Source organism: Tsukamurella sp. 1534 (assembly GCF_000312385.1).
Classification (GTDB): Bacteria; Actinomycetota; Actinomycetes; order Mycobacteriales; family Mycobacteriaceae; genus Tsukamurella.
In genome coordinates this window covers 356355-375534 of record NZ_HE997626.1, presented here as the reverse complement: position 1 = coordinate 375534, position 19180 = coordinate 356355, and the positions used below count along the sequence as shown (strand labels likewise).

15 protein-coding genes are annotated in these 19180 nt (G+C 71.7%); 11 read left to right on the top strand and 4 right to left on the bottom strand.

From position 1 onward, the window contains the following. Positions 1-22: 22 nt before the first annotated feature. A complete protein-coding gene (locus BN39_RS01845) occupies positions 23-1627 on the bottom strand; it encodes a dolichyl-phosphate-mannose--protein mannosyltransferase (protein ID WP_040765745.1) in 1605 nt (534 codons plus the stop codon). Between the two features lie 15 nt (positions 1628-1642). On the opposite strand from BN39_RS01845, the gene rsmI reads away from it, so the two are divergent. Further along, on the top strand, positions 1643-2506 hold the full coding sequence (gene rsmI, locus BN39_RS01840) for a 16S rRNA (cytidine(1402)-2'-O)-methyltransferase (protein WP_081585881.1): 864 nt from the start codon (positions 1643-1645) through the stop codon (positions 2504-2506). Between the two features lie 28 nt (positions 2507-2534). Here rsmI and BN39_RS01835 read toward each other — a convergent pair whose 3' ends face one another. Continuing rightward, on the bottom strand, positions 2535-3659 hold the full coding sequence (locus BN39_RS01835; protein WP_019200647.1) for an aminodeoxychorismate synthase component I: 1125 nt from the start codon (positions 3657-3659) through the stop codon (positions 2535-2537). 100 nt (positions 3660-3759) lie between these two features. Here BN39_RS01835 and BN39_RS01830 point away from each other — a divergent pair, with 100 nt between their 5' ends. Next, entirely contained in the window at positions 3760-4074 is a 315-nt protein-coding gene (locus tag BN39_RS01830; RefSeq protein WP_148281390.1) for a hypothetical protein, read from the top strand. Positions 4075-4325: 251 nt separating this feature from the next. Beyond that, positions 4326-5879 (top strand): methionine--tRNA ligase, encoded by a 1554-nt coding sequence (gene metG / locus BN39_RS01825; RefSeq protein WP_019200645.1) that lies wholly within the window; start codon positions 4326-4328, stop codon positions 5877-5879. A 58-nt stretch (positions 5880-5937) separates the two neighbouring features. Here metG and BN39_RS01820 read toward each other — a convergent pair whose 3' ends face one another. Further along, positions 5938-7089, bottom strand: coding sequence for a hypothetical protein (locus tag BN39_RS01820; RefSeq protein ID WP_019200644.1), 1152 nt, complete (start codon positions 7087-7089; stop codon positions 5938-5940). Positions 7090-7209: 120 nt separating this feature from the next. On the opposite strand from BN39_RS01820, the gene BN39_RS01815 reads away from it, so the two are divergent. From BN39_RS01815 to BN39_RS01790, 6 genes are all read left to right on the top strand, one after another. After that, the gene (locus BN39_RS01815; protein ID WP_040766373.1) at positions 7210-8055 is read left to right on the top strand and encodes a TatD family hydrolase; all 846 of its coding nucleotides are present in this window, start codon (positions 7210-7212) and stop codon (positions 8053-8055) included. Between the two features lie 120 nt (positions 8056-8175). After that, the gene (locus BN39_RS01810; RefSeq protein ID WP_019200642.1) at positions 8176-9603 is read left to right on the top strand and encodes a resuscitation-promoting factor; all 1428 of its coding nucleotides are present in this window, start codon (positions 8176-8178) and stop codon (positions 9601-9603) included. A gap of 17 nt (positions 9604-9620) precedes the next feature. After that, a complete protein-coding gene (rsmA, locus tag BN39_RS01805) occupies positions 9621-10535 on the top strand; it encodes a 16S rRNA (adenine(1518)-N(6)/adenine(1519)-N(6))-dimethyltransferase RsmA (RefSeq protein WP_019200641.1) in 915 nt (304 codons plus the stop codon). A 9-nt stretch (positions 10536-10544) separates the two neighbouring features. Beyond that, positions 10545-11459 (top strand): 4-(cytidine 5'-diphospho)-2-C-methyl-D-erythritol kinase, encoded by a 915-nt coding sequence (locus tag BN39_RS01800; protein WP_040765743.1) that lies wholly within the window; start codon positions 10545-10547, stop codon positions 11457-11459. Between the two features lie 329 nt (positions 11460-11788). Further along, a complete protein-coding gene (locus BN39_RS01795) occupies positions 11789-12802 on the top strand; it encodes a heavy-metal-associated domain-containing protein (RefSeq protein WP_202803291.1) in 1014 nt (337 codons plus the stop codon). Between the two features lie 2 nt (positions 12803-12804). After that, the gene (locus BN39_RS01790) at positions 12805-15372 is read left to right on the top strand and encodes a heavy metal translocating P-type ATPase (protein ID WP_019200638.1); all 2568 of its coding nucleotides are present in this window, start codon (positions 12805-12807) and stop codon (positions 15370-15372) included. A 77-nt stretch (positions 15373-15449) separates the two neighbouring features. Here the strand turns inward: BN39_RS01790 and BN39_RS01785 are convergent, their stop codons facing one another. Next, positions 15450-16445, bottom strand: a complete 996-nt coding sequence (locus BN39_RS01785) for a sugar-binding transcriptional regulator (protein WP_019200637.1) — start codon at positions 16443-16445, stop codon at positions 15450-15452. Between the two features lie 112 nt (positions 16446-16557). On the opposite strand from BN39_RS01785, the gene BN39_RS01780 reads away from it, so the two are divergent. Then, positions 16558-18306: a glycerol-3-phosphate dehydrogenase/oxidase gene (locus BN39_RS01780; RefSeq protein WP_019200636.1), complete on the top strand. Its 1749-nt coding sequence runs from the start codon at positions 16558-16560 to the stop codon at positions 18304-18306. Positions 18307-18384: 78 nt separating this feature from the next. Beyond that, positions 18385-19155, top strand: coding sequence for an MIP/aquaporin family protein (locus tag BN39_RS01775; protein WP_019200635.1), 771 nt, complete (start codon positions 18385-18387; stop codon positions 19153-19155). Positions 19156-19180: the final 25 nt, after the last annotated feature.

The window sequence follows — 19180 nt, the reverse complement described above, 5'->3', positions numbered from 1 at the left end:
TCCCGACGGGGCGCCGAGGTGCCTACTGCCAACTGGGCAACCACAGTTCGAGCCGCCACCACCACACGGGGATCGGCGTCGCGGTGAGGATCGGCCACAGCCAGGCGAAGTTGAGCACCACGATGGTCGCGTAGATGACCACCAGCCAGCGGCCCAACTGCAGCCGCTCGAACCCGAAGTACCGGGCGCGCCCGTCGAGCCCCAGTACCTCCCGGCAGATCAGCGCGATCATGATGCAGAGGAACGGCATCAGGGTGAGCGCGTAGAAGTAGTACATCTGCCGGTCCAGGTTGAGGAACCACGGCAGGAACGTCACCAGGTACATGAGGACCGGCGCGGCGTACGCCCAGTCCCGCTTGACGACCGCCTTCCACAGCGCCCACAGCACCACCGGGATCGCGATCCAGGTGAGCGCCGGGGTGCCCACCGCCATCACCGCCCGCACGCACGGCCCGTCGCCGCACATGCCCTGAGCCTGGTCGTTCGTGTAGTGGTACAGCATGGGCCGCAGGCCCATCGGCCACGTCCACGGCTTGGACTCCCACGGGTGGTGATTGCCCGCCGAATTGGTCAGGCTGTCGTGGAAGCCGAGGATCGTCTGCTCGTAGTAGATCAGCGAGCGCAGGGCGGCCGGCACCCAGCCGAACATCCCGCCCTCGGGCACCTGATTGCCCACGGCGTACCGGAACACGGCCGTCTCCGAGGCGAACCACGACCAGAAGGTTCCCAGGTACACCAGCACGGGCAGCACCGCCAGGGACATGCCCGACGGGACCAGGTCGCGCACCAGCACGCCCTTCCACGGCCGCAGCACCCCGTACTGCCGGCGATTGGCCACGTCGAACGCCAGCGACAGCACCAGGATGCCGATGAGGAAGTACGCGCCGGACCACTTCACGCCGCACGCCAGGCCCACCATGAGCGCGGCCGAGAACCGCCACCAGCGGAAACCCAGTCGCGGGCCGTACGGGGAGTCCTCGATCCGGCCCTGTTCGGCCGCCCGGTGGAACCGCTCCCGCATCTGATCGCGATCCACCAGGATCAGCGAGAACGCCGCGAACCCGAAGAACACCAGGAAGATGTCGAGCAGCGCGACCCGCGAGGACACCATGGTGAGGCCGTCGCACACGAGGAAGAGGCCGGCGAGCCCGCCGATCAGCGTGGACCGCGCCAGCCGCCGCGCCGCCCGGACCACCAGGAACACCAGGAGTGTGCCGCACACCGCGGACATGAACCGCCAGCCCATCGGGCCGTAGCCGAACAGCCACTCGCCGACCGCGATCATCTGCTTCGCCACGGGCGGATGCACGATCAGCCCGAAGCCGGGGTTGTCCTCGATCCACCGGCCGCTGTCCAGCACCTGCCACGCCTGCGGCGCGTAGTGCTTCTCGTCGAACACCGGGGTCTGCACGGGCCGGCTGCCGATGAACCCGTCGTTGCTCGGATAGCCCAGTGTGAAGAACCTGGTCGCGGCGGCGATGCCGGTGACCACCAGGGTGACCACCCAGCCGAACGCCCGGTCGGTCGCGCCGAACACCGCGGGCGGCAGCGTGGGGCCGGGACTCACGGTGGCGCGTACTGGGGGGCGCTCGGGAGCGGGCGTTGCCAGTGCGGTCACGCGCCCCATCGTAGGGTGTCACGTGTGGGATCCCCGGGAGTGCACGACGGCGCGGTGGCGGGAGCCGGGCGGCTGATCGTCGCGGGGGTGCCCATGGGCAACCCGGGTGATGCGACCGCGCGCCTGATCGCCGCGCTGGGCTCCGCCGATGTCGTGGCCGCCGAGGACACCCGCCGCGCGCGGTCCCTCGCCGCGTCGCTCGACGTCGAGATCGCCGGCCGGGTGCTCAGCTTCTACGACCACAACGAGCAGGGCCGCATCCCGCAGCTCCTCGACGCGCTCGCGTCCGGGGAGACGGTGCTGCTGATCACCGACGCCGGGATGCCGTCCGTCTCCGACCCCGGCTACCGGCTGGTCGCCGCCTGCGTCGAGGCCGGCCATCGCGTCACTTGCTTGCCCGGGCCGTCGGCCGTGACCACGGCGCTGGCGCTGTCCGGGCTGCCCGTCGAGCGGTTCTGCTTCGACGGCTTCGCGCCCCGCAAATCGGGGGCGCGACGGTCCTGGCTGGAGGAGCTCGTCGCCGAGCGGCGGGCCTGTGTGTTCTTCGAATCGCCGCACCGCTTGGCCGACACCCTCGCCGACGCGGCGGACGTGCTGGGCGCGGACCGTCGGGCCGCGGTGTGCCGGGAGCTGACCAAGACCTACGAGGAGGTGCGGCGCGGGCCGCTCGGCGAGCTCGCGGCGTGGGCGGCCGACGGGGTGCGGGGCGAGATCACCGTCGTCATCGCCGGCGCCGCGCCCACCTCCGCCGACCCCGAGGACCACGTGGGCGAGGTGCTGCGCCGGGTCGAGGCGGGGGAGCGGCTCAAGGACGCGTGCGCCGCCGTCGCGAAGGCGACGGGCGCGTCCAAGCGGGAGCTCTACGAGGCGGCGCTCGCCGCCCGCTGAGCGCTCGCCGCCCGCCGGGCCGGTGGCGTCACCCGTCCGGGTGGTTCTCCGCGATCGGCTCGCCGACGATGGAGGACGCCTTGTGCAGGCACTCGCGCCATTCGGCGCCGGGCTCCGAATCGATGGTGATGCCGCCGCCCACGCCGAGCCGCAGCCGCCCGTCCCGGGCCTCGACGGTGCGGATCGCCACATTGAGATCGAGTCCCGTTGCGGGGTGGTCGATCCCGATGGCGCCGCAGTACGTCCCCCGGGTGTGCTTCTCCCACTGGATGATCCGTTCCCGGGCCGCGAGTTTCGGTGTGCCCGTGACGGACGCCGGCGGGAAGGTGGCGTCCAGCAGCTCCGCTCGGGTGATTCCGGGCCGCTGCTCCGCGGTCACCGTGGAGACGAGGTGCCACACGCCGGGCGCGGGGTCCACGCTGAGCAGCCGCGGGGTGCGCACGGTGCCGGTCGCGGCCACGCGGCTCAGGTCGTTGCGCACGAGGTCCACGATCATCACGTTCTCCGCGACGTCCTTGGTACTGGCGCGCAACCGTTCCGGCGGCTCGGCGAGGGGCAGCGTCCCCTTGATCGGCCGCTCGGTGAGCAGCCCGCCGCGCTCGGTGAGGAAGGTCTCGGGGGAGAAGGAGGCCACCGCGCCCCAGTCGCCCTCCAGGTACGCGGCCTTCGTGGGCGCGGTGCGGCGGGCGATGTCGGCGAACAGGTCCAGCGGGTCCCCGTCGAGCGTCCCGTCGAACCGGGTGCACACGTTCACCTGGTACACGTCGCCCGCGCGGATCGCCTCCTGGCAGGCGAGCACGGCCGCGCGGTGGTCGCCGCGGTGCGGCGGCGTCCACGCGGCGCGCCAGGGCCGGCCGGCGCTCGGCGCCGCGGGGATCGCGAACGACGGATCGGTGCTCGTCCACCGGCCGTCGGCGCCGAGCAGCAGCAGCGGACCCGGCGGCCCGCCGACGACCTCGGGGACCAGGCGGTCGTCACCCGTGGCGTCGGGATAGCCGATCAGCCCCAGCCACGGCGCACCGTCGGGCGGGCGGCCCGGTTCGAGCGCGGGGGTGGGCGCGATCACCGCCCGATACGGGCCCCAGTCGCCGAGGAGCGCCGCGGGGCGCAGTCCACGCGCGCGCAGCGCACGCAGCATGTCGACCGGATGCACCGCGCAATCCTGTCATGGCGGTCGCCCACAACGGTTCCGGGTGGGTTTGGGGGTATCCACCTATGGACTCCGCGGGGGTGGCGGAGGGATGGTGGAGGAGATGAACGAACACGTGGTCACCCTCGACAGCGGCACCGCCCTCGGCGGCCGCCTGGCGTGGGCCCACGTCGGTACGACCGAGCTCAGCAACGTCGCGTTCTCCATCGACGGGGAGTTCGCCCGCATGGCCACGGCCGAGCCCACGCACGACACCTGCGTCCTCGGCGTCGACTACGACGTGGTGTACGTGTCCTACGGGGACTCCATCGTCCGGTTCCAGCTGATCGCCGACGGCACCGTGATCGCGATCGATCCCGTGCCCGCCACCGTCGACCATCTCCTGGAGTTCCACGGCGAGTGGCTCCTCCCCGGCTGACCCCCGCCCCGTCGCCCTCCCCATCGCCCCCGCGGCCGTCGGGCGTCGGTTCCCGGGGGGTTCCGTCTCCCAGCCGGGAGAAGGCGTCCCGGTTGTTTTTGGGCGTCGCGGTCGCAGCTTCATGGGGGAGGCCGAATCGTGTGGGGGCTGCCTTCTCCCCGCCGGGAGCGGCGAGCCGGATGCGCCGCAGCCCGGGCGTCGACGATTCCCGGATGATTCCGGGGGCCGGGCACCGATAGGCTGAGCGCACCATGGCTGCAGACAAAGTCTTCTACCTCACCACGGCGATCGCCTACCCGAACGGCGTGCCGCACATCGGGCACGCCTACGAGTACATCGCCACCGACGTGATCGCGCGGTTCAAGCGCCTCGACGGTTTCGACGTGTTCTTCCTGACGGGCACGGACGAGCACGGGCTGAAGATGCAGCAAACCGCGGCGAAGGAGGGCATCGAGACCAAGGCCCTGGCCGACCGCAACGCGCTGGCGTTCGAGTCGCTGCAGCGGGCCGTCGGGTCCACCTTCGACCGGTTCATCCGCACCACGGACCCCGATCACTACACGGCGTCGCAGGCGATCTGGGAGAAGATGGCCGCGAACGGCGACATCTACCTGGACACGTTCGCGGGCTGGTACTCGGTGCGCGACGAGGCGTACTACGCCGAGGACGAGACCTCGCTGCTCGAGGACGGCACCCGCGCGTCGATCGCCACCGGCACCCCCGTCGAGTGGACGGAGGAGGCGTCCTACTTCTTCCGCCTCTCGGCCTACCAGGACAAGCTGCTGGAGTTGTTCGAGCGGCACCCGGGCTACCTGGAGCCCGCGACCCGCCGCAATGAGATCGTCAGCTTCATCAAGGGCGGCCTCAAGGACCTCTCGATCAGCCGCACCACGTTCGACTGGGGCGTTCCCGTGCCGGGCGACCCGGAGCACGTGATGTACGTGTGGGTGGACGCCCTCACCAACTACCTCACCGGCGCCGGGTACCCGGACACGGACTCCGAGCGGTTCCGCGCGAACTGGCCGCCGCGGCTGCAGATGATCGGCAAGGACATCATCCGGTTCCACGCGGTCTACTGGCCCGCGTTCCTCATGAGCGCCGGCATCGAGCTGCCCGAGCGGGTGTTCGCGCACGGCTTCCTGTTCAACAGGGGCGAGAAGATGAGCAAGTCGGTCGGCAACGTCGTCGATCCGTACGCCCTGATCGAGGAGTACGGCCTCGACGCGCTGCGCTTCTTCCTGCTCCGCGAGGTCAGCTTCGGCCAGGACGGCAGCTACAGCCATGAGGCCATCGTGGGCCGGATCAACGCCGATCTCGCGAACGAGCTCGGCAACCTGGCCCAGCGCTCGCTCTCGATGATCAACAAGAACTGCCACGGCACGGTGCCGGCGCCCGGCGCGTTCACCCAGGACGACGATGCCCTGCTCGCCCGGGCCGACGGCCTGCTGTCGACCGTCCGCGGCCACGTCGAGAACCAGGCCCTGCACCTGTACCTGGAGGCGATCTGGGACGTGCTGGGCGAGACGAACCGCTACTTCTCCGCGCAGGAGCCGTGGAAGCTCAAGACGAGCGACCCGGAACGCATGGGAACGGTGCTGTACGTGACGGCCGAGGTGGTCCGGCAGGTCGCGCTGCTGCTGCAGCCGGTGATGCCGGAATCGGCGGAGGAACTGCTGACCCTGCTGGAGCAGCCCCGCGACAAGCGGACCTTCGAGGCCGTGGCGGGCCGCCTCAAGCCGGGGACGGCGCTGCCGAAGCCGCAGGGCGTGTTCCCGCGGTACGTCGAGGCCGACGCCGACCAGTGACGAGCCCGGCCGGCCCGCTCGGGCCGGCCGGCCCGCTCGGGCCGGCCGGACCCGGCGGTCACCGCGCGTTCGCGAGGATCGCGAACTGCGCCGCGCCCTTCTGCTTGGCGACGCCCTCGCTCTTATCGGAGACGGTGCCCAGGTAGCGGCCCACCGGCACGTAGCACCGGTACAGCCGGGCGTCGGTGTCGTTGCCGCAGGTCACCGAGGGCAGGGCGGCGATCGGGGCCACAGCCGGGTCCTCGGCGGCGAGGGACTTCGCGAGCGCCGTGGCCGCCTGGTCGTCCTTCGTGCGGTAGACGACGCTGTTGGCGGTCGCCACCAGGTCGATGCCGGCGTCGCGGTAGCGGCCGCCCTTGGTGATGTCGGCGATCCGGTGCAGCAGCCCGTCCAGCCCGAAGTAGCCGGAGACGAGCTGGGGGTTCTGCTCGTCGCTGCCGAGGGGCAGCGTGCGGGCGAGCAGCCCGTACTTGTCGGAGGTCAGGGTCGGGACCTGGGCGGCCGGGGTGGGGGAGAAGGAACGCAGCTTCGGCAGTTCCAGCTCGTAGGCCTTGTTGACGAACGTCGTGGCCTGCTCGGTGGTGGGGCCGGTGCCGCTGATGTTGACGACGAACTCGCCCTCGGCGAGGTAGCTGTCGACGGTGCCCTTCTTGAACTCGCCGGCCACCACCTTCTGCGCGCCGGTCACGGTGACGGACGGGGCGGCCTTCGTGGCCTGCCGGATCGCCTCGACCGCCTTGAGGGCGTTCTGCGGGTTGTCGAACCGGTACAGGCCGATCCGGACGGCCACCGACGGGTTCTCCAGCTTGTCGCCGCGCGTGGTGGTCATGCCGACCCGCATCTGGTTGTCGGAGAACGCCTTGTAGGTGGCGTCGGGCACGCGCTGGTTCAACTGGATGCCGGTCAGCACGGGGAAGGAGCGCAGGGCGGCCCCGCCGATCGTCATCCGGGGGTCCACCTCGTTCACCTGGATGAGCGCGTCGGCCATCCGGTTGCCCTCGGCCACCCAGGAGACGTCGCTCGTCGCGGCCGGGATGGTGCGGGGCTCGGTCGGGTAGGTGCCCGTGTCCAGCCCGGCGGGCACGGTCACCGTCGGGCCCGCCGACGGTGACGACGACCCCGCGACCGTGGCCTCGCCGCTGACGTTCGTGCCGCAGCCGGCGAGCACAGCCCCGCTCATGAGCAGGGCGGGCAGGATCGACTTCTTCATGTTGTCTCCTCGTTTCGACTGGCTTCGAGTCCACCAGCCGGCGCTTCCCGCGCTCTTAACACGGGATTAAACATGGTCCCCTCGACCGGCACGCCCGAAGGGCCGGGAAGAATGGCGGACATGGGTAAGAAGAAGCCGCCGCCTCCGCTGCCCGCGCCGCTGCCGGGCCTCGTCGACGCGCACACGCACCTCGACGGGTGCCGGGCCACCACGCCGGAGGCCGTGCGGGAGCTGGTGGACCGCGCCGCGTCCGTGGGCGTGCAGCGCGTGGTCACCGTCGCCTGCGATCTGGACCAGGCCCGGTACGTCGTCGAGGCGTCCCGCTGGGACGACCGGGTGTTCGCCGCCGTGGCGCTGCACCCCACCGACGCGCACCAACTCGAGGTCGACGGTGCGCGGGAGGAGCTCGAGCGCCTGGCCTCCGACCCGCGGTGCGTGGCGATCGGGGAGACGGGGCTGGACTGGTACTGGCTGGGCAAGCGCGACGGGGTCGCCACGCCGGAACAGCAGCACGCGTCGTTCGGCTGGCACATCGACCTCGCCAAACGGCTGGGGAAGCCGCTGATGATCCACAACCGGGAGGCGGATGCCGACATCATCGCCGACCTGGACCGGTTCGGGGCGCCGGAGACCGTGATCTTCCACTGCTTCTCCGGCGACGCGGCGATGGCGCGGGAGTGCGTCGACAGGGGGTACGTGCTCAGTTTCTCCGGCACCGTGACCTTCTCCAACGCTGTGCAGTTGCAGGAGGCGGCGCGACTCGTTCCCGACGATCAACTGCTGGTCGAGACCGACGCGCCGTATCTCACACCGCATCCCCACCGGGGTGCCCCGAACGAGTCCTACTGCGTGCCGTATACTGCGAACTACCTCGCTGACCTGCGCGGAATCGCGCCGGAAAGGCTCGCTGAGATGACCACCGCCACGGCGGACAGGGTGTTCGGCGAGGCCTTCGCGAAATCTTAATGCCCGGGAAACTGGCACATCGCCGCACTCTCCGTTACCGTACTGTGATGAAACGGCGACCTAACCGTCGCCGTTCGGCTATGTAGAAGATCCACCGCAGTCCACCACGGGAAGTCACCAGTGCCTGAACTCGACGTAGACAACGCCACATCCGAGGATCAGCGCGACGCGACGCAGCGTCCGTACCGGGGTGCCTTCGCCAGGTCCGGCGAGCGCACCTCCGAGTTCGACGTGAACCGCGTCTTCGGCCGCGTCAACGACATCGACGGCAACACGGTGGACCTCGAGGTCGATCCGGAGCTCCTCGAGTTCGAGGCCGACTTCTACGACGAGACCCCGGTCGTGGAGGCCCCCGTCTCCGAGGCCGGCGAGCCCGAGCCGCAGCCCCAGACGGCGTCCGACGACACCGGGAACGGCAACGGCGGCTCCCGCCTCGAGGCGCTCAACAACGGCCCCGTCCGCGCCATCACCGGCGCCATGCTGCTGTCCCTCGCCGCCGCGGGCGGCACGGCCGCGCTGATGTACCAGGACGTGACGATCACCGTCGACGGCCAGCAGCGCGAGGTCTCGACCATGAGCCGCTCGGTGGAGGGCATCCTCGCCGACGCCGGTGTCTCCGCGGGCGACGCCGACAAGGTGTCCCCGTCGCTGGGTGAGTCCGTCTCCACGGGCGAGCCGATCACGGTGCAGCACGCCCGCGAGGTGGCCGTCAACAACAACGGCAAGGTCACCAAGATCAAGACCACCGAGCAGACCATGGGCGGCGCGCTCCAGTCCGCCGGCCTCGGTGACTCGAAGAACTTCGTCTCCGTCCCGCTGGACGCGCAGGTGCCCCTCGACGGTGCCGCCGTCTCGGTCGCCACCCCGGTCAAGACCACCGTCATCGATTCCGGCAAGGCGATCCCGGCCGACGCCGCGGGCCGCACCGTCGGCGAGTACCTCGCCAAGATGGGCACCCCGCTGATCCAGCAGGACAGCGTGACCCCGTCGGCCTCGACCCCGGTCAAGCCCGGCATGACCATCAAGGTCGAGCGCAACCGCGTGAACACCGTCTCCGTCACGGAGAAGTACGTCGCCCCGCCCAAGAAGGTCGACGATCCCAAGCTCACCAGCGGCAAGACCGAGATCAAGGATCCGGGCAAGCCCGGCTCGCAGCAGGTCGAGTACCGCGAGACCGTGGTCGACGGCAAGGTCGTCAAGCGCGAGAAGCTCAGCGCCAACGTCACCGATCCGGGCGTGCCCGGCGTGACCGCCGTGGGCACCGCCCCGGGCGCACCGTTCGTGCCCATGGGCTCCGTGTGGGACCGCCTCGTGCAGTGCGAGTCCACCGGCAACTGGTCGATCAACACCGGCAACGGCTTCTACGGCGGCGTCCAGTTCGACTACGGCACCTGGCTGCGCCACGGCGGCGGCAAGTACGCGCCGCGCGCCGATCTGGCCACCCGCGAGGAGCAGATCGAGATCGCCCGCAAGACCCTCAAGGCGCAGGGCTGGAGCGCGTGGCCGTCCTGCTCCTCGAAGCTCGGCCTGTCGGGCAACTCGGAGTAGCCGACTAGACTCGCGCTGTGACCGGCGCCGAATTCAAGAATCAGGCACGACTGCTCGGCCCCGCGGAGATCCGCGGACTGGCCGGGCAGTTGTCCGTTCGGCCCACGAAGACGCTGGGGCAGAACTTCGTCCACGACCCGAACACGGTCCGCAAGATCGTGTCCGCGGCCGGCGTCCACCCGGACGATGTGGCGCTCGAGGTCGGCCCCGGGCTCGGCTCGCTCACCCTCGCGCTCCTCGACGCCGCGGCCGCCGTGACCGCCGTCGAGATCGACCCCGTTCTCGCGCAACAGCTTCCGCTCACCGTCGCAGACCGCGCGCCCGAGCTCGCCGGGAACCTCACCGTGATCGGCGAGGACGCGCTCAAGGTCACGGGGGAGCAGGTGGCCGCGGGGGGCGCCCCGACGGTCCTCGTCGCGAACCTCCCCTACAACGTCGCGGTACCGGTGCTGCTGCACCTGCTGGCCGAGGTGCCCACGCTGCGCACGGTACTGGTGATGGTGCAGCTGGAGGTCGCCGACAGGCTCGCCGCCGCCCCCGGCTCGCGGGTGTACGGCGTCCCGTCGGTCAAGGCGGCCTACTACGGCGCCGTGCGCAAGGCCGGCACCGTCGGGCGGGCGGTGTTCTGGCCCGAGCCCAACGTCGAATCCGGACTGGTGCGGATCGACCTGCACGAGCCCGCCGCGCGGGCCGATATCGACCGCGCCCAGCTGTGGCCGGCGATCGACGCGGCCTTCGCGCAGCGCCGCAAGACCCTGCGCGCAGCGCTCAGCGGCTGGGCGGGCTCGCCGGCGGCCGCGGAGGAGATCCTCGTCGCGGCCGGCGTGGACCCGCGCGAGCGGGGCGAGAAGCTGGGGGTGGAGCAGTTCGCGGCGATCGCGCGCGCCAGATCGGCCGCGCCGCGCACGCCCGCAACGGGTTCGGCCCCGTAGGCTGGCGACGTGCTGTCAGTGGTCCCCGAGTCCGTCACCGTGCGGGCGCCCGCCAAGGTCAACCTGCACCTCGGTGTCGGCGATGTGCGGCCGGACGGCTTCCACGAGCTCACCACCGTCTTCCAGGCGCTGTCCCTGCACGACGACGTGACCATCGCCCCGTCGGACGCCCTCACCCTGCACGTCACGGGCGACGGTGCGCGGGACGTCCCCGTCGACCCCACGAACCTCGCCGCCCGCGCGGTGGTGGCGCTGGCGGAGCGGTACGACAAGGACCCGTCGGTGCACATCGAGATCGCGAAGGGCATCCCCGTCGCCGGGGGCATGGCGGGCGGCTCCGCCGACGCGGCCGCCGCGCTGCTGGGCGCCGCGGCGCTCTGGGGCCTCGAGGTGTCGCGCGCGGAGCTCGACGAGATCGCCGCGACGCTCGGCTCCGACGTCCCGTTCTCGCTGCACGGCGGCACCGCTCTCGGCACCGGCAGGGGGGAGCGCCTGATCCCCGCGCTGTCCCGCGGTGAATTCCACTGGGCGCTCGCGCTCGCGCGCGACGGGCTCAGCACGCCCGCCGTGTACCACGAGCTCGATCTGCTGCGGCAGGCCGGCGATCCGCCGCGCGCTGGCACCCCCGACGGGCTCCTCGCCGCCGTCGCCTCCGGGGATCCGAACAGGCTCGCGCCGCTCCTGATCAACGACCTGCAGGCCGCCGCGCTCTCGCTCCAGCCCGGGCTGCGCCGCACCCTGCGGGCGGGCATGGAGGCGGGCGCGCTCGCCGGCATCGTCTCCGGCAGCGGTCCCACCTGCGCCTTCCTCTGCGCGGACGCGCAATCCGCGGTCGACGTGGGATCGGAGCTCGCCGGCGCGGGCGTGTGCCGGACGGTCCGCGTGGCCTCCGGCCCGGTGCCGGGCGCCACCGTCGTGCCCTGACAGGGCCGCCCGCGTTCCCGCGACGCTTCTCCGTTCCCGCGATCCCGCGCCGTTTCCCGCGACATCGCGGCCGGCTCCCGCGATTCTCCGCTGTTCCCGCGATCGCCACGGCAGTCGCGGGAACAGCGCGTGATCGCGGGAAGGGGAGGCGCGGGGCGCGGTCCGCCCGCCGCGCGGCACTGACGAAAAGTTCGTGTCCGCCCCTCCTTGTCGGATACCCCCTAGGGGTATAAAGTCGATCGCGAACCAGATACCCATAGGGGGTATCTCGACCGAGGAGGAATCCCATGGGACGCGAAGGGAGCCGGCGCATCGGCCGGACTCGTCCGTTGAATGCAGGAGGACGGCTCGCGCTGTACGGCGCCGGCGTCGTGGTCGCGTTCGGCGCGGCTTTCGGCCTCGCGGGAGCGGTGGTCCCCGATTCGGTCGTCGCGGGCTGGACGGAACGGAGTGGTGAGATGGAAAGTCATGGAGCACACGGCGGCCCGGAGGCGACGGCGACGTCGGCGGGCCTCAAGGGCCTCTCGCTCAGCGCCGAGGGCATGGTGCTGACGTCCGTCGCCGCACCCGCGGCGGTCGGCGAGCAGGGCACGCTGAGCTTCCGGATCGAGACCACCGCCGGCGCCCCGGTCACGCGATTCGCGCGCACCCACGAGAAGGACATGCACCTCATGGTCGTGCGGTCCGACGGTGCCGCGTTCCGGCATGTGCACCCGACACTCGACGCCGCGACGGGCACCTGGTCGCTCCCGTGGAGCTGGGCCGAGCCGGGCACCTACCGGGTCTACGCGGACTTCGCCGCGCAGGACGGGGCCGCGGCGACGCTGACCCGCACCGTGGAGGTCGCGGGCGGGTTCACGCCGGTGGATCCGGCGCCCTCGCGGGTCTCCACCGTCGACGGTTACACCGTCACGCTCGACGGTGACCTCGCCGCCGGCGCGACCCGGCCGCTGACCCTCTCGGTGGCCCGCGACGGCGCACCCGTGCGCGACCTCCAGCCCTACCTCGGCGCGTTCGGCCACCTGGTGGCTCTCCGTCAGGGCGACCTGGCCTTCCTGCACGTGCATCCGGAGGGCACCGAGCCCAAGGCGGGCGACCTCGGCGGGCCGGCCATCTCGTTCCAGGCCGCGGCCCCCACCGCCGGCCGCTACCTGCTGTACCTGGACTTCCAGGTCGGCGGCACGGTGCGCACCGCGAGCTTCGTCGTGGACGCGCAGCCCGGCGCGGCGCGGGACGGTGCGCGGAACGACGGCGCGCAGCCCTCGCCCCAGCAGACCACGATCCCCGCCCAGCCGCAGGACGGCGGCCATGGCGGGGACACCCACGACGAGACGGGACACTGACGATGAGTGACGAGGTCAAGGCCGCTCCCGAGGCGGCGATCGAGCTCGACATCGGGGGCATGACCTGCGCCTCCTGCGCCAACCGGATCGAGCGGCGGCTCAACAAGCTCGACGGGGTGGTCGCGACGGTCAACTACGCGACGGAGAGGGCGAAGGTGACCGCGCCCGCGGGCTACGACGCCGCGGCCCTCGTCTCCGAGGTCGAGAAGACCGGTTACACGGCCACGCCCGTCCCGGCGCGCGGCACCGCGCCCGCCGCTCCGGCCGGAGGGTCCGGGGAGACCGCCGAGGACCGCGAGGTGGACTCGTTGCGCACCCGGCTGATCGGCGCCGCGGCGCTCACCGCGCCGGTGATCGCGATGGCGATGGTGCCCGCGTTCCAGTTCACCTACTGGCAGTGGGCCTCGCTCACGCTGACGGCGCCCGTGATCGTCTGGGCCGCATGGCCGTTCCACCGCGCCGCGTGGGCCAACCTGCGACACGGCACCGCGACGATGGACACGCTCATCTCGATGGGCACCCTGGCCGCGTTCCTGTGGTCGCTCTACGCGCTGTTCCTGGGCACCGCGGGCACTCCCGGCATGGTGCACCTGTTCGCGCTGACGCTCGCCCCGTCCGACGGGGCCGCGAACATCTACCTCGAGGCCGCCGCGGGCGTCACGACGTTCGTCCTCGCCGGCCGCTACTTCGAGAAGAAGTCCAAGCGGCGCGCGGGAACCGCGCTGCGCGCGCTGCTCGAACTGGGCGCGAAGGAGGTCGCCGTGCTGCGCGACGGTGCCGAGGTCGAGGTGCCGGTCGAGCAGCTCGCGGTGGGCGACGAGTTCGTCGTGCGCCCGGGCGAGAAGATCGCCACCGACGGCGTCGTGACGTCCGGCTCCTCCGCCGTGGACGCCTCGATGCTCACCGGCGAATCCGTCCCCGTCGAGGTGGGGGAGGGCGACGCCGTCACCGGCGCCACCGTCAACGCCGGGGGCCGCCTGGTGGTCCGGGCGACCCGCGTGGGAGCGGACACCCAGCTCGCGCGAATGGCGGAACTCGTGGAGGACGCGCAGACCGGGAAGGCCCGCGTGCAGCGCCTGGCCGACCGCATCTCCGGCGTGTTCGTGCCGATCGTCATCCTCATCGCCGTCGTCACGCTCGGCGCCTGGCTGGGTGCGGGCTTCCCCGTGTCCGCGGCGTTCACTGCGGCCGTCGCGGTCCTCGTGATCGCCTGCCCGTGCGCCCTCGGCCTCGCCACCCCGACCGCGCTGCTCGTCGGCACCGGCCGCGGCGCGCAGCTCGGCATCCTCATCAAGGGCCCCGAGGTGCTCGAATCCACCCGGCGCGTGGACACCGTCGTGCTGGACAAGACCGGCACGGTCACAACCGGCCGGATGACCCTCGTGGACGTGATCACCGAACCGGGCGCGGACCGCGACGAGGTGCTGCGCCTGGCCGGCGCGCTGGAGGCCGCATCCGAGCATCCGATCGCCCGGGCGATCGCCGCGGCCGCCGCACAGGAGTACGGAACGCTCTCCACCCCAGAGGGGTTCGCGAACGTCGAGGGTCGGGGCGTGCAGGGCGTGGTCGACGGGCACGGCGTGATCGTGGGCCGCGACGCGCTGCTGCAGGACTGGTCCCTGCGCCTGAGCCCGGCCGTCGCCCGCGCCAAGCGGGACGCCGAGGAGCAGGGCAAGACCGTGGTCGGCGTCGGCTGGGACGGCGAGGCCAGGGGCATCCTGGTGGTCGCCGACACCGTGAAACCCACCAGCGCGGAGGCGATCCGCGGCCTGCGGGGACTCGGCCTGACGCCCGTGCTGCTCACCGGCGACAACGACGCGGCGGCCCGGCGGATCGCCGCCGAGGTGGACATCGACGAGGTGATCTCCGAGGTCATGCCGCAGGACAAGGTGGATGTGGTCGCCCGGCTGCAGGGCGAGGGCCGCGTGGTGGCCATGGTCGGCGACGGAGTGAACGACGCGCCCGCACTGGCGCACGCCGACCTGGGCCTGGCCATGGGCACCGGCACCGATGTGGCGATCGAGGCCTCCGACATCACGCTGGTGCGCGGTGACCTGCGCGCCGTGGTGGACGCGATCAGGCTGTCCCGCAGGACCTTCGGAACCATCCGGACGAACCTGTTCTGGGCCTTCGCCTACAACGTGGCGGCCGTGCCCGTCGCGGCGCTCGGGATGCTCAACCCCATGCTCGCCGGCGCGGCGATGGCGTTCTCCAGCGTCTTCGTCGTCGGCAACAGCCTGCGGCTGCGGGGATTCCGCAGTAGCGCGGGCGGCTCGAAGAACCCCGCAACCGAATCACCGAGAGGAAACACCATGAGCTGCTGTGGAAACCACGATACCGCCCCCGTCGAGGCATCGACTGCCGAGGACCCGACCGGCGAGGCCGTCGCCGGGAAGGACGCGGATGCGACCACCTGCCCGGTGATGGTGGGCAACCCCGTGGTCAAGTCCACCGCCGAGGCCGCCGGACTGTTCCGCGACTTCGAGGGCGAGCGGTTCTACTTCTGCTGCCCCGGATGCGCGCCGAAGTTCGACGCGGACCCGGCGAGGTACGCGGCGAACGCTGCCTGAGACGCGCTGACGACGGCGGTGGCCCGACCGGACGGCCGGGCCACCGCCGTCCGCGTATGACGCCGTGCCGACGGGGCTCAGCGCCGCACACGGCGTTGCCGGGGCCGCGCGCGCGGCGCGCCCGCCCGCAGGAGTTCGGTGGCCGTTTGTTCGTCGATGACCAGGTGGCTGATCGCGCCGGCGCCGAGCGCGCCGAGCGTGCCCGGGATGCGGCTGGAGCTGGCCACCACGCACAGCCGGCGCGGCACCAGCGCGAGCCGCCCCAGGTCGGGGCCGCTGGTGCGCTCGTTGATCCGCAGATCCGCCCAGCTCCCGTCACCGCGGACGAACGTCGTGCAGACGTCGCCGACGACACCCGCGTGCTTGAGCGCGGTGATGTCCTCCGCGTCGAGGTAGCCGCCCGCGTAGACCTGTGAGGTCAGCTGGCCCCACCACGAGCCGACGCCGAACACGACGAAATCGCACCGTTGCTGCAGGTCGACGACGCTCGCGATGGATCGCTCCCGCCAGAGCGCGGCTTTGGTGGCCGGATCGTCGAAGAACGCCGGAACGGGGAAGAACACCGGGCGCGCGTCGAACGCGTCGCACGCCCGCCCGAGGAGGTCGCTGACGTACCGGACCTCGGCGCTCGCGGCGTGCACCGCGCCGTTGAGCTGCACCACGGTTCCGCCGCGCGTCCGCTTGGGCACGAGGTGTTCCATCACGCTGGACACGGTGGTGCCCCACGCCACCCCCATGACCGTGTCGTCGTCGAACCAGTCGCTCAGCAGTCGACCCGCGGACCGGGCGACCTGGGTGAGGCGGTGGCTGTCCGTCGCGGTCTCGCGGACGGGCACGACGTGCGCTTCGATCCCGAACCGTTTCGCCAGTTCGGCACTGAGGCCGCCGGTGCCGTCCCCGGACCTGATGTCGATGCGCACGATGCCGCGCCGGCGGGCCAGGTTCAGTTGCCGCGAGACCGTCGAGCGGGAGACGCCCGCGCCGGCCGCGATCGTCTCCATCGTCTCGTCGCCGTAGTAGTACAGCGTCGCGACGCGGCGCAGTTCATCGTCCGACCACGGGTGGGACTCCATCGTCGCGCTCCATCCGTTCCGGTGTGACGGGCATCACTGCACGTATGTGCACAGCGTAGAGAAAACGTTCCGAAGATGCCACGCTGATGTCATTGCAACACGAAACGGAGGCATGATGACAGCACTGAACGCGCAGGCCCGGGAGGCGGCGCTGGAGGCCATGAGCGAGGATCGCGGCCTGGACGTCCTCGTGATCGGCGGAGGGGTGACCGGGGCCGGCATCGCCCTCGACGCGGCGACCCGCGGCCTCAGGGTCGCGGTGGTCGACGCCCAGGACTGGGGCGCCGGCACCTCCAGCCGGTCCAGCAAGCTGGTCCACGGGGGTCTGCGCTACCTGCAGATGCTGGACTTCAAGCTGGTGACCGAGGCCCTCGGCGAGCGCGGGCTGCTGCTCGACCGGCTGGCGCCGCACCTGGTGCGCGCCGTGCCCTTCCTCTATCCACTGCGCGCCTGGTACGAGCGGGTTCCGGTGGGTGCGGGCATCGCGCTCTACGACGCGCTCGCCACGATCGGCACGCGCAACCGCGCCGTCCCGTTGCACCGTCACGTCTCCCGCGAGGGGGTCGCCAAGGAGTTCCCGGCCATGAAGGCGTCGGCCTGCCGCGGCGCCATCCGGTACTACGACGGGCAGGTCGACGACGCCCGGCTCGTGCTCGCGCTGATCCGCACCGCCGCGCAGTTCGGGGCGTTCGCCGCGAGCCGCACCGAGGTCGTCCGGCTGACCGAGGACGCGTCGGGTCGCGTGACCGGTGCCGTCCTGCGCGACCTGGAGACGGACACCGAGCGCACCGTGAGGGCGGACTCCGTGATCGGCGCGACCGGCGTCTGGACCGAGGACACCCAGCGTATGGCGGCCCCCGAATCGGGGCTGCGGGTGTTGGCCTCCAAGGGGATCCACGTCGTGATCCCGCGCGATCGGATCGCGGGCGATTCCGGCGTGATCCTGCAGACCGAGAAATCGGTGCTGTTCATCATCCCCTGGTCCCGGTACTGGGTCATCGGCACGACGGACACCGCCTACCACGGCGACCTCACCCATCCGGTGGCCAGCGAGGCCGATATCGATTACGTCCTGGGGCACGCCAATTCGATCCTCGAACAGCCACTCACCCGCGGCGACGTGGTCGGGACCTGGGCCGGACTGCGCCCACTACTGCAGCCCGAGACGAAGGGCGACGGCACCTCTTCCGCGAAGGTCTCGCGCGAGCACACGGTGACCGAGGTGGTCCCGGGGCTGGTGTCCATCGCGGGCGGGAAGCTGACGACCTACCGCGTGATGGCCGAGGACGCCGTCGATTTCGTGCTGGGCGCACAGCGCGCCGCCGGGCTTCCGTCCGAGACGGCGACCACTCCTCTCATCGGCGCGGCCGGCTACCACGCCTACGCCCGGCAGGCGCCGGAGATCGCCCGCAGGTACGGATGGTCGGACGCGATGGTCTCGCACCTGCTGCACCGCTACGGATCCGCGTTGCCCGAACTGCTGGAGATGGTCGACGCGCGGCCTGACCTCGGGCGTCCGCTCGAAGCGGCGCCCGCGTACCTCCGTGCCGAGATCGCCTATGGTGCAACGCACGAGGGCGCGCTGCACGTCGAGGACATGATGACGATCCGGACCCGCCTCGTGTACGAGGTGGGTGACCACGGCATCGCCGCGCTGGGCGAGATCGTCGACATCATGGCGTCGGAGCTGGGCTGGGACGACGCCCGCCGGCGCACCGAGGCGGAGGCGTATCGCGCCCGCTGCGCGGCCGAATCCGCCGCCGCGTCCGCGCCCGACGACGCCGCCGCCGAAGCCGCCCGCACGCGCGCCGGCGACGTCCTCGCCGATCTGACCGGTGCCCGGCCCACCACGCTCGCCTGAGCGCCGCCGATCACCCGGATCCTTTCCCCGTACCTTTCGACCGATTCGCCGCTCGCACCGGCGAGCCGAGGAGTGCCCATGATCGACACCGTCCTACTCGCGGACCCGGCCGCCGGCCCGGCGCTGTCCGCCGTGTTCGTCTCCGAGGTCTTCGGAACCGCCGTCCTGCTGTTGTTGGGATGCGGCGTCGTGGCCAACACGATCCTGCCGAAGACGAAAGGGGGTGATGCGAACTTCCTCATGATCGGCCTCGGCTGGGGCATCGCCGTCTTCGCGGGCGTCTACGTGGCGTACCGGTCCGGTGCGCACCTCAATCCCGCTGTCACGGTGGGGATCCTCAGCAGCGGGGCCGCGGAGTACGCCCCGGGCGTTCCGGTCACCGCGGGGTCGACCGCCACCTACTTCGCGGGGGAGTTCCTCGGCGCCTTCCTCGGTGCGGTGGTCACCTGGCTGGCCTACTGGAAGCAGTTCGACGCGCACGCGGACCCCGGCGTCAAACTCGGCGTGTTCGCGACGGGTCCCGAGGTCCGCTCGTACCCGCACAACGTGCTCACCGAGGCGGTCGCGACGTTCGTCCTGGTCCTCGCGATCCTGGTGCTGGGGAAGACCCCGTCGGGCCTCGGCCCGCTGGCCGTGGCACTGATCGTGGTCGGTATCGGCATCTCGCTCGGCGGCCCGACCGGGTACGCGATCAACCCCGCCCGCGATCTCGGTCCCCGCATCGCCCACGCCCTGCTGCCCATCAAGGGCAAGGGCGGAAATGACTGGTCGTACGCATGGGTGCCCGTCGCGGGGCCGCTCGCGGGAGGCGTGATCGCCGGACTCGTCGGCGGGCTGTACATCTCATGATCGATCCACCTGAAACAGCGGACTC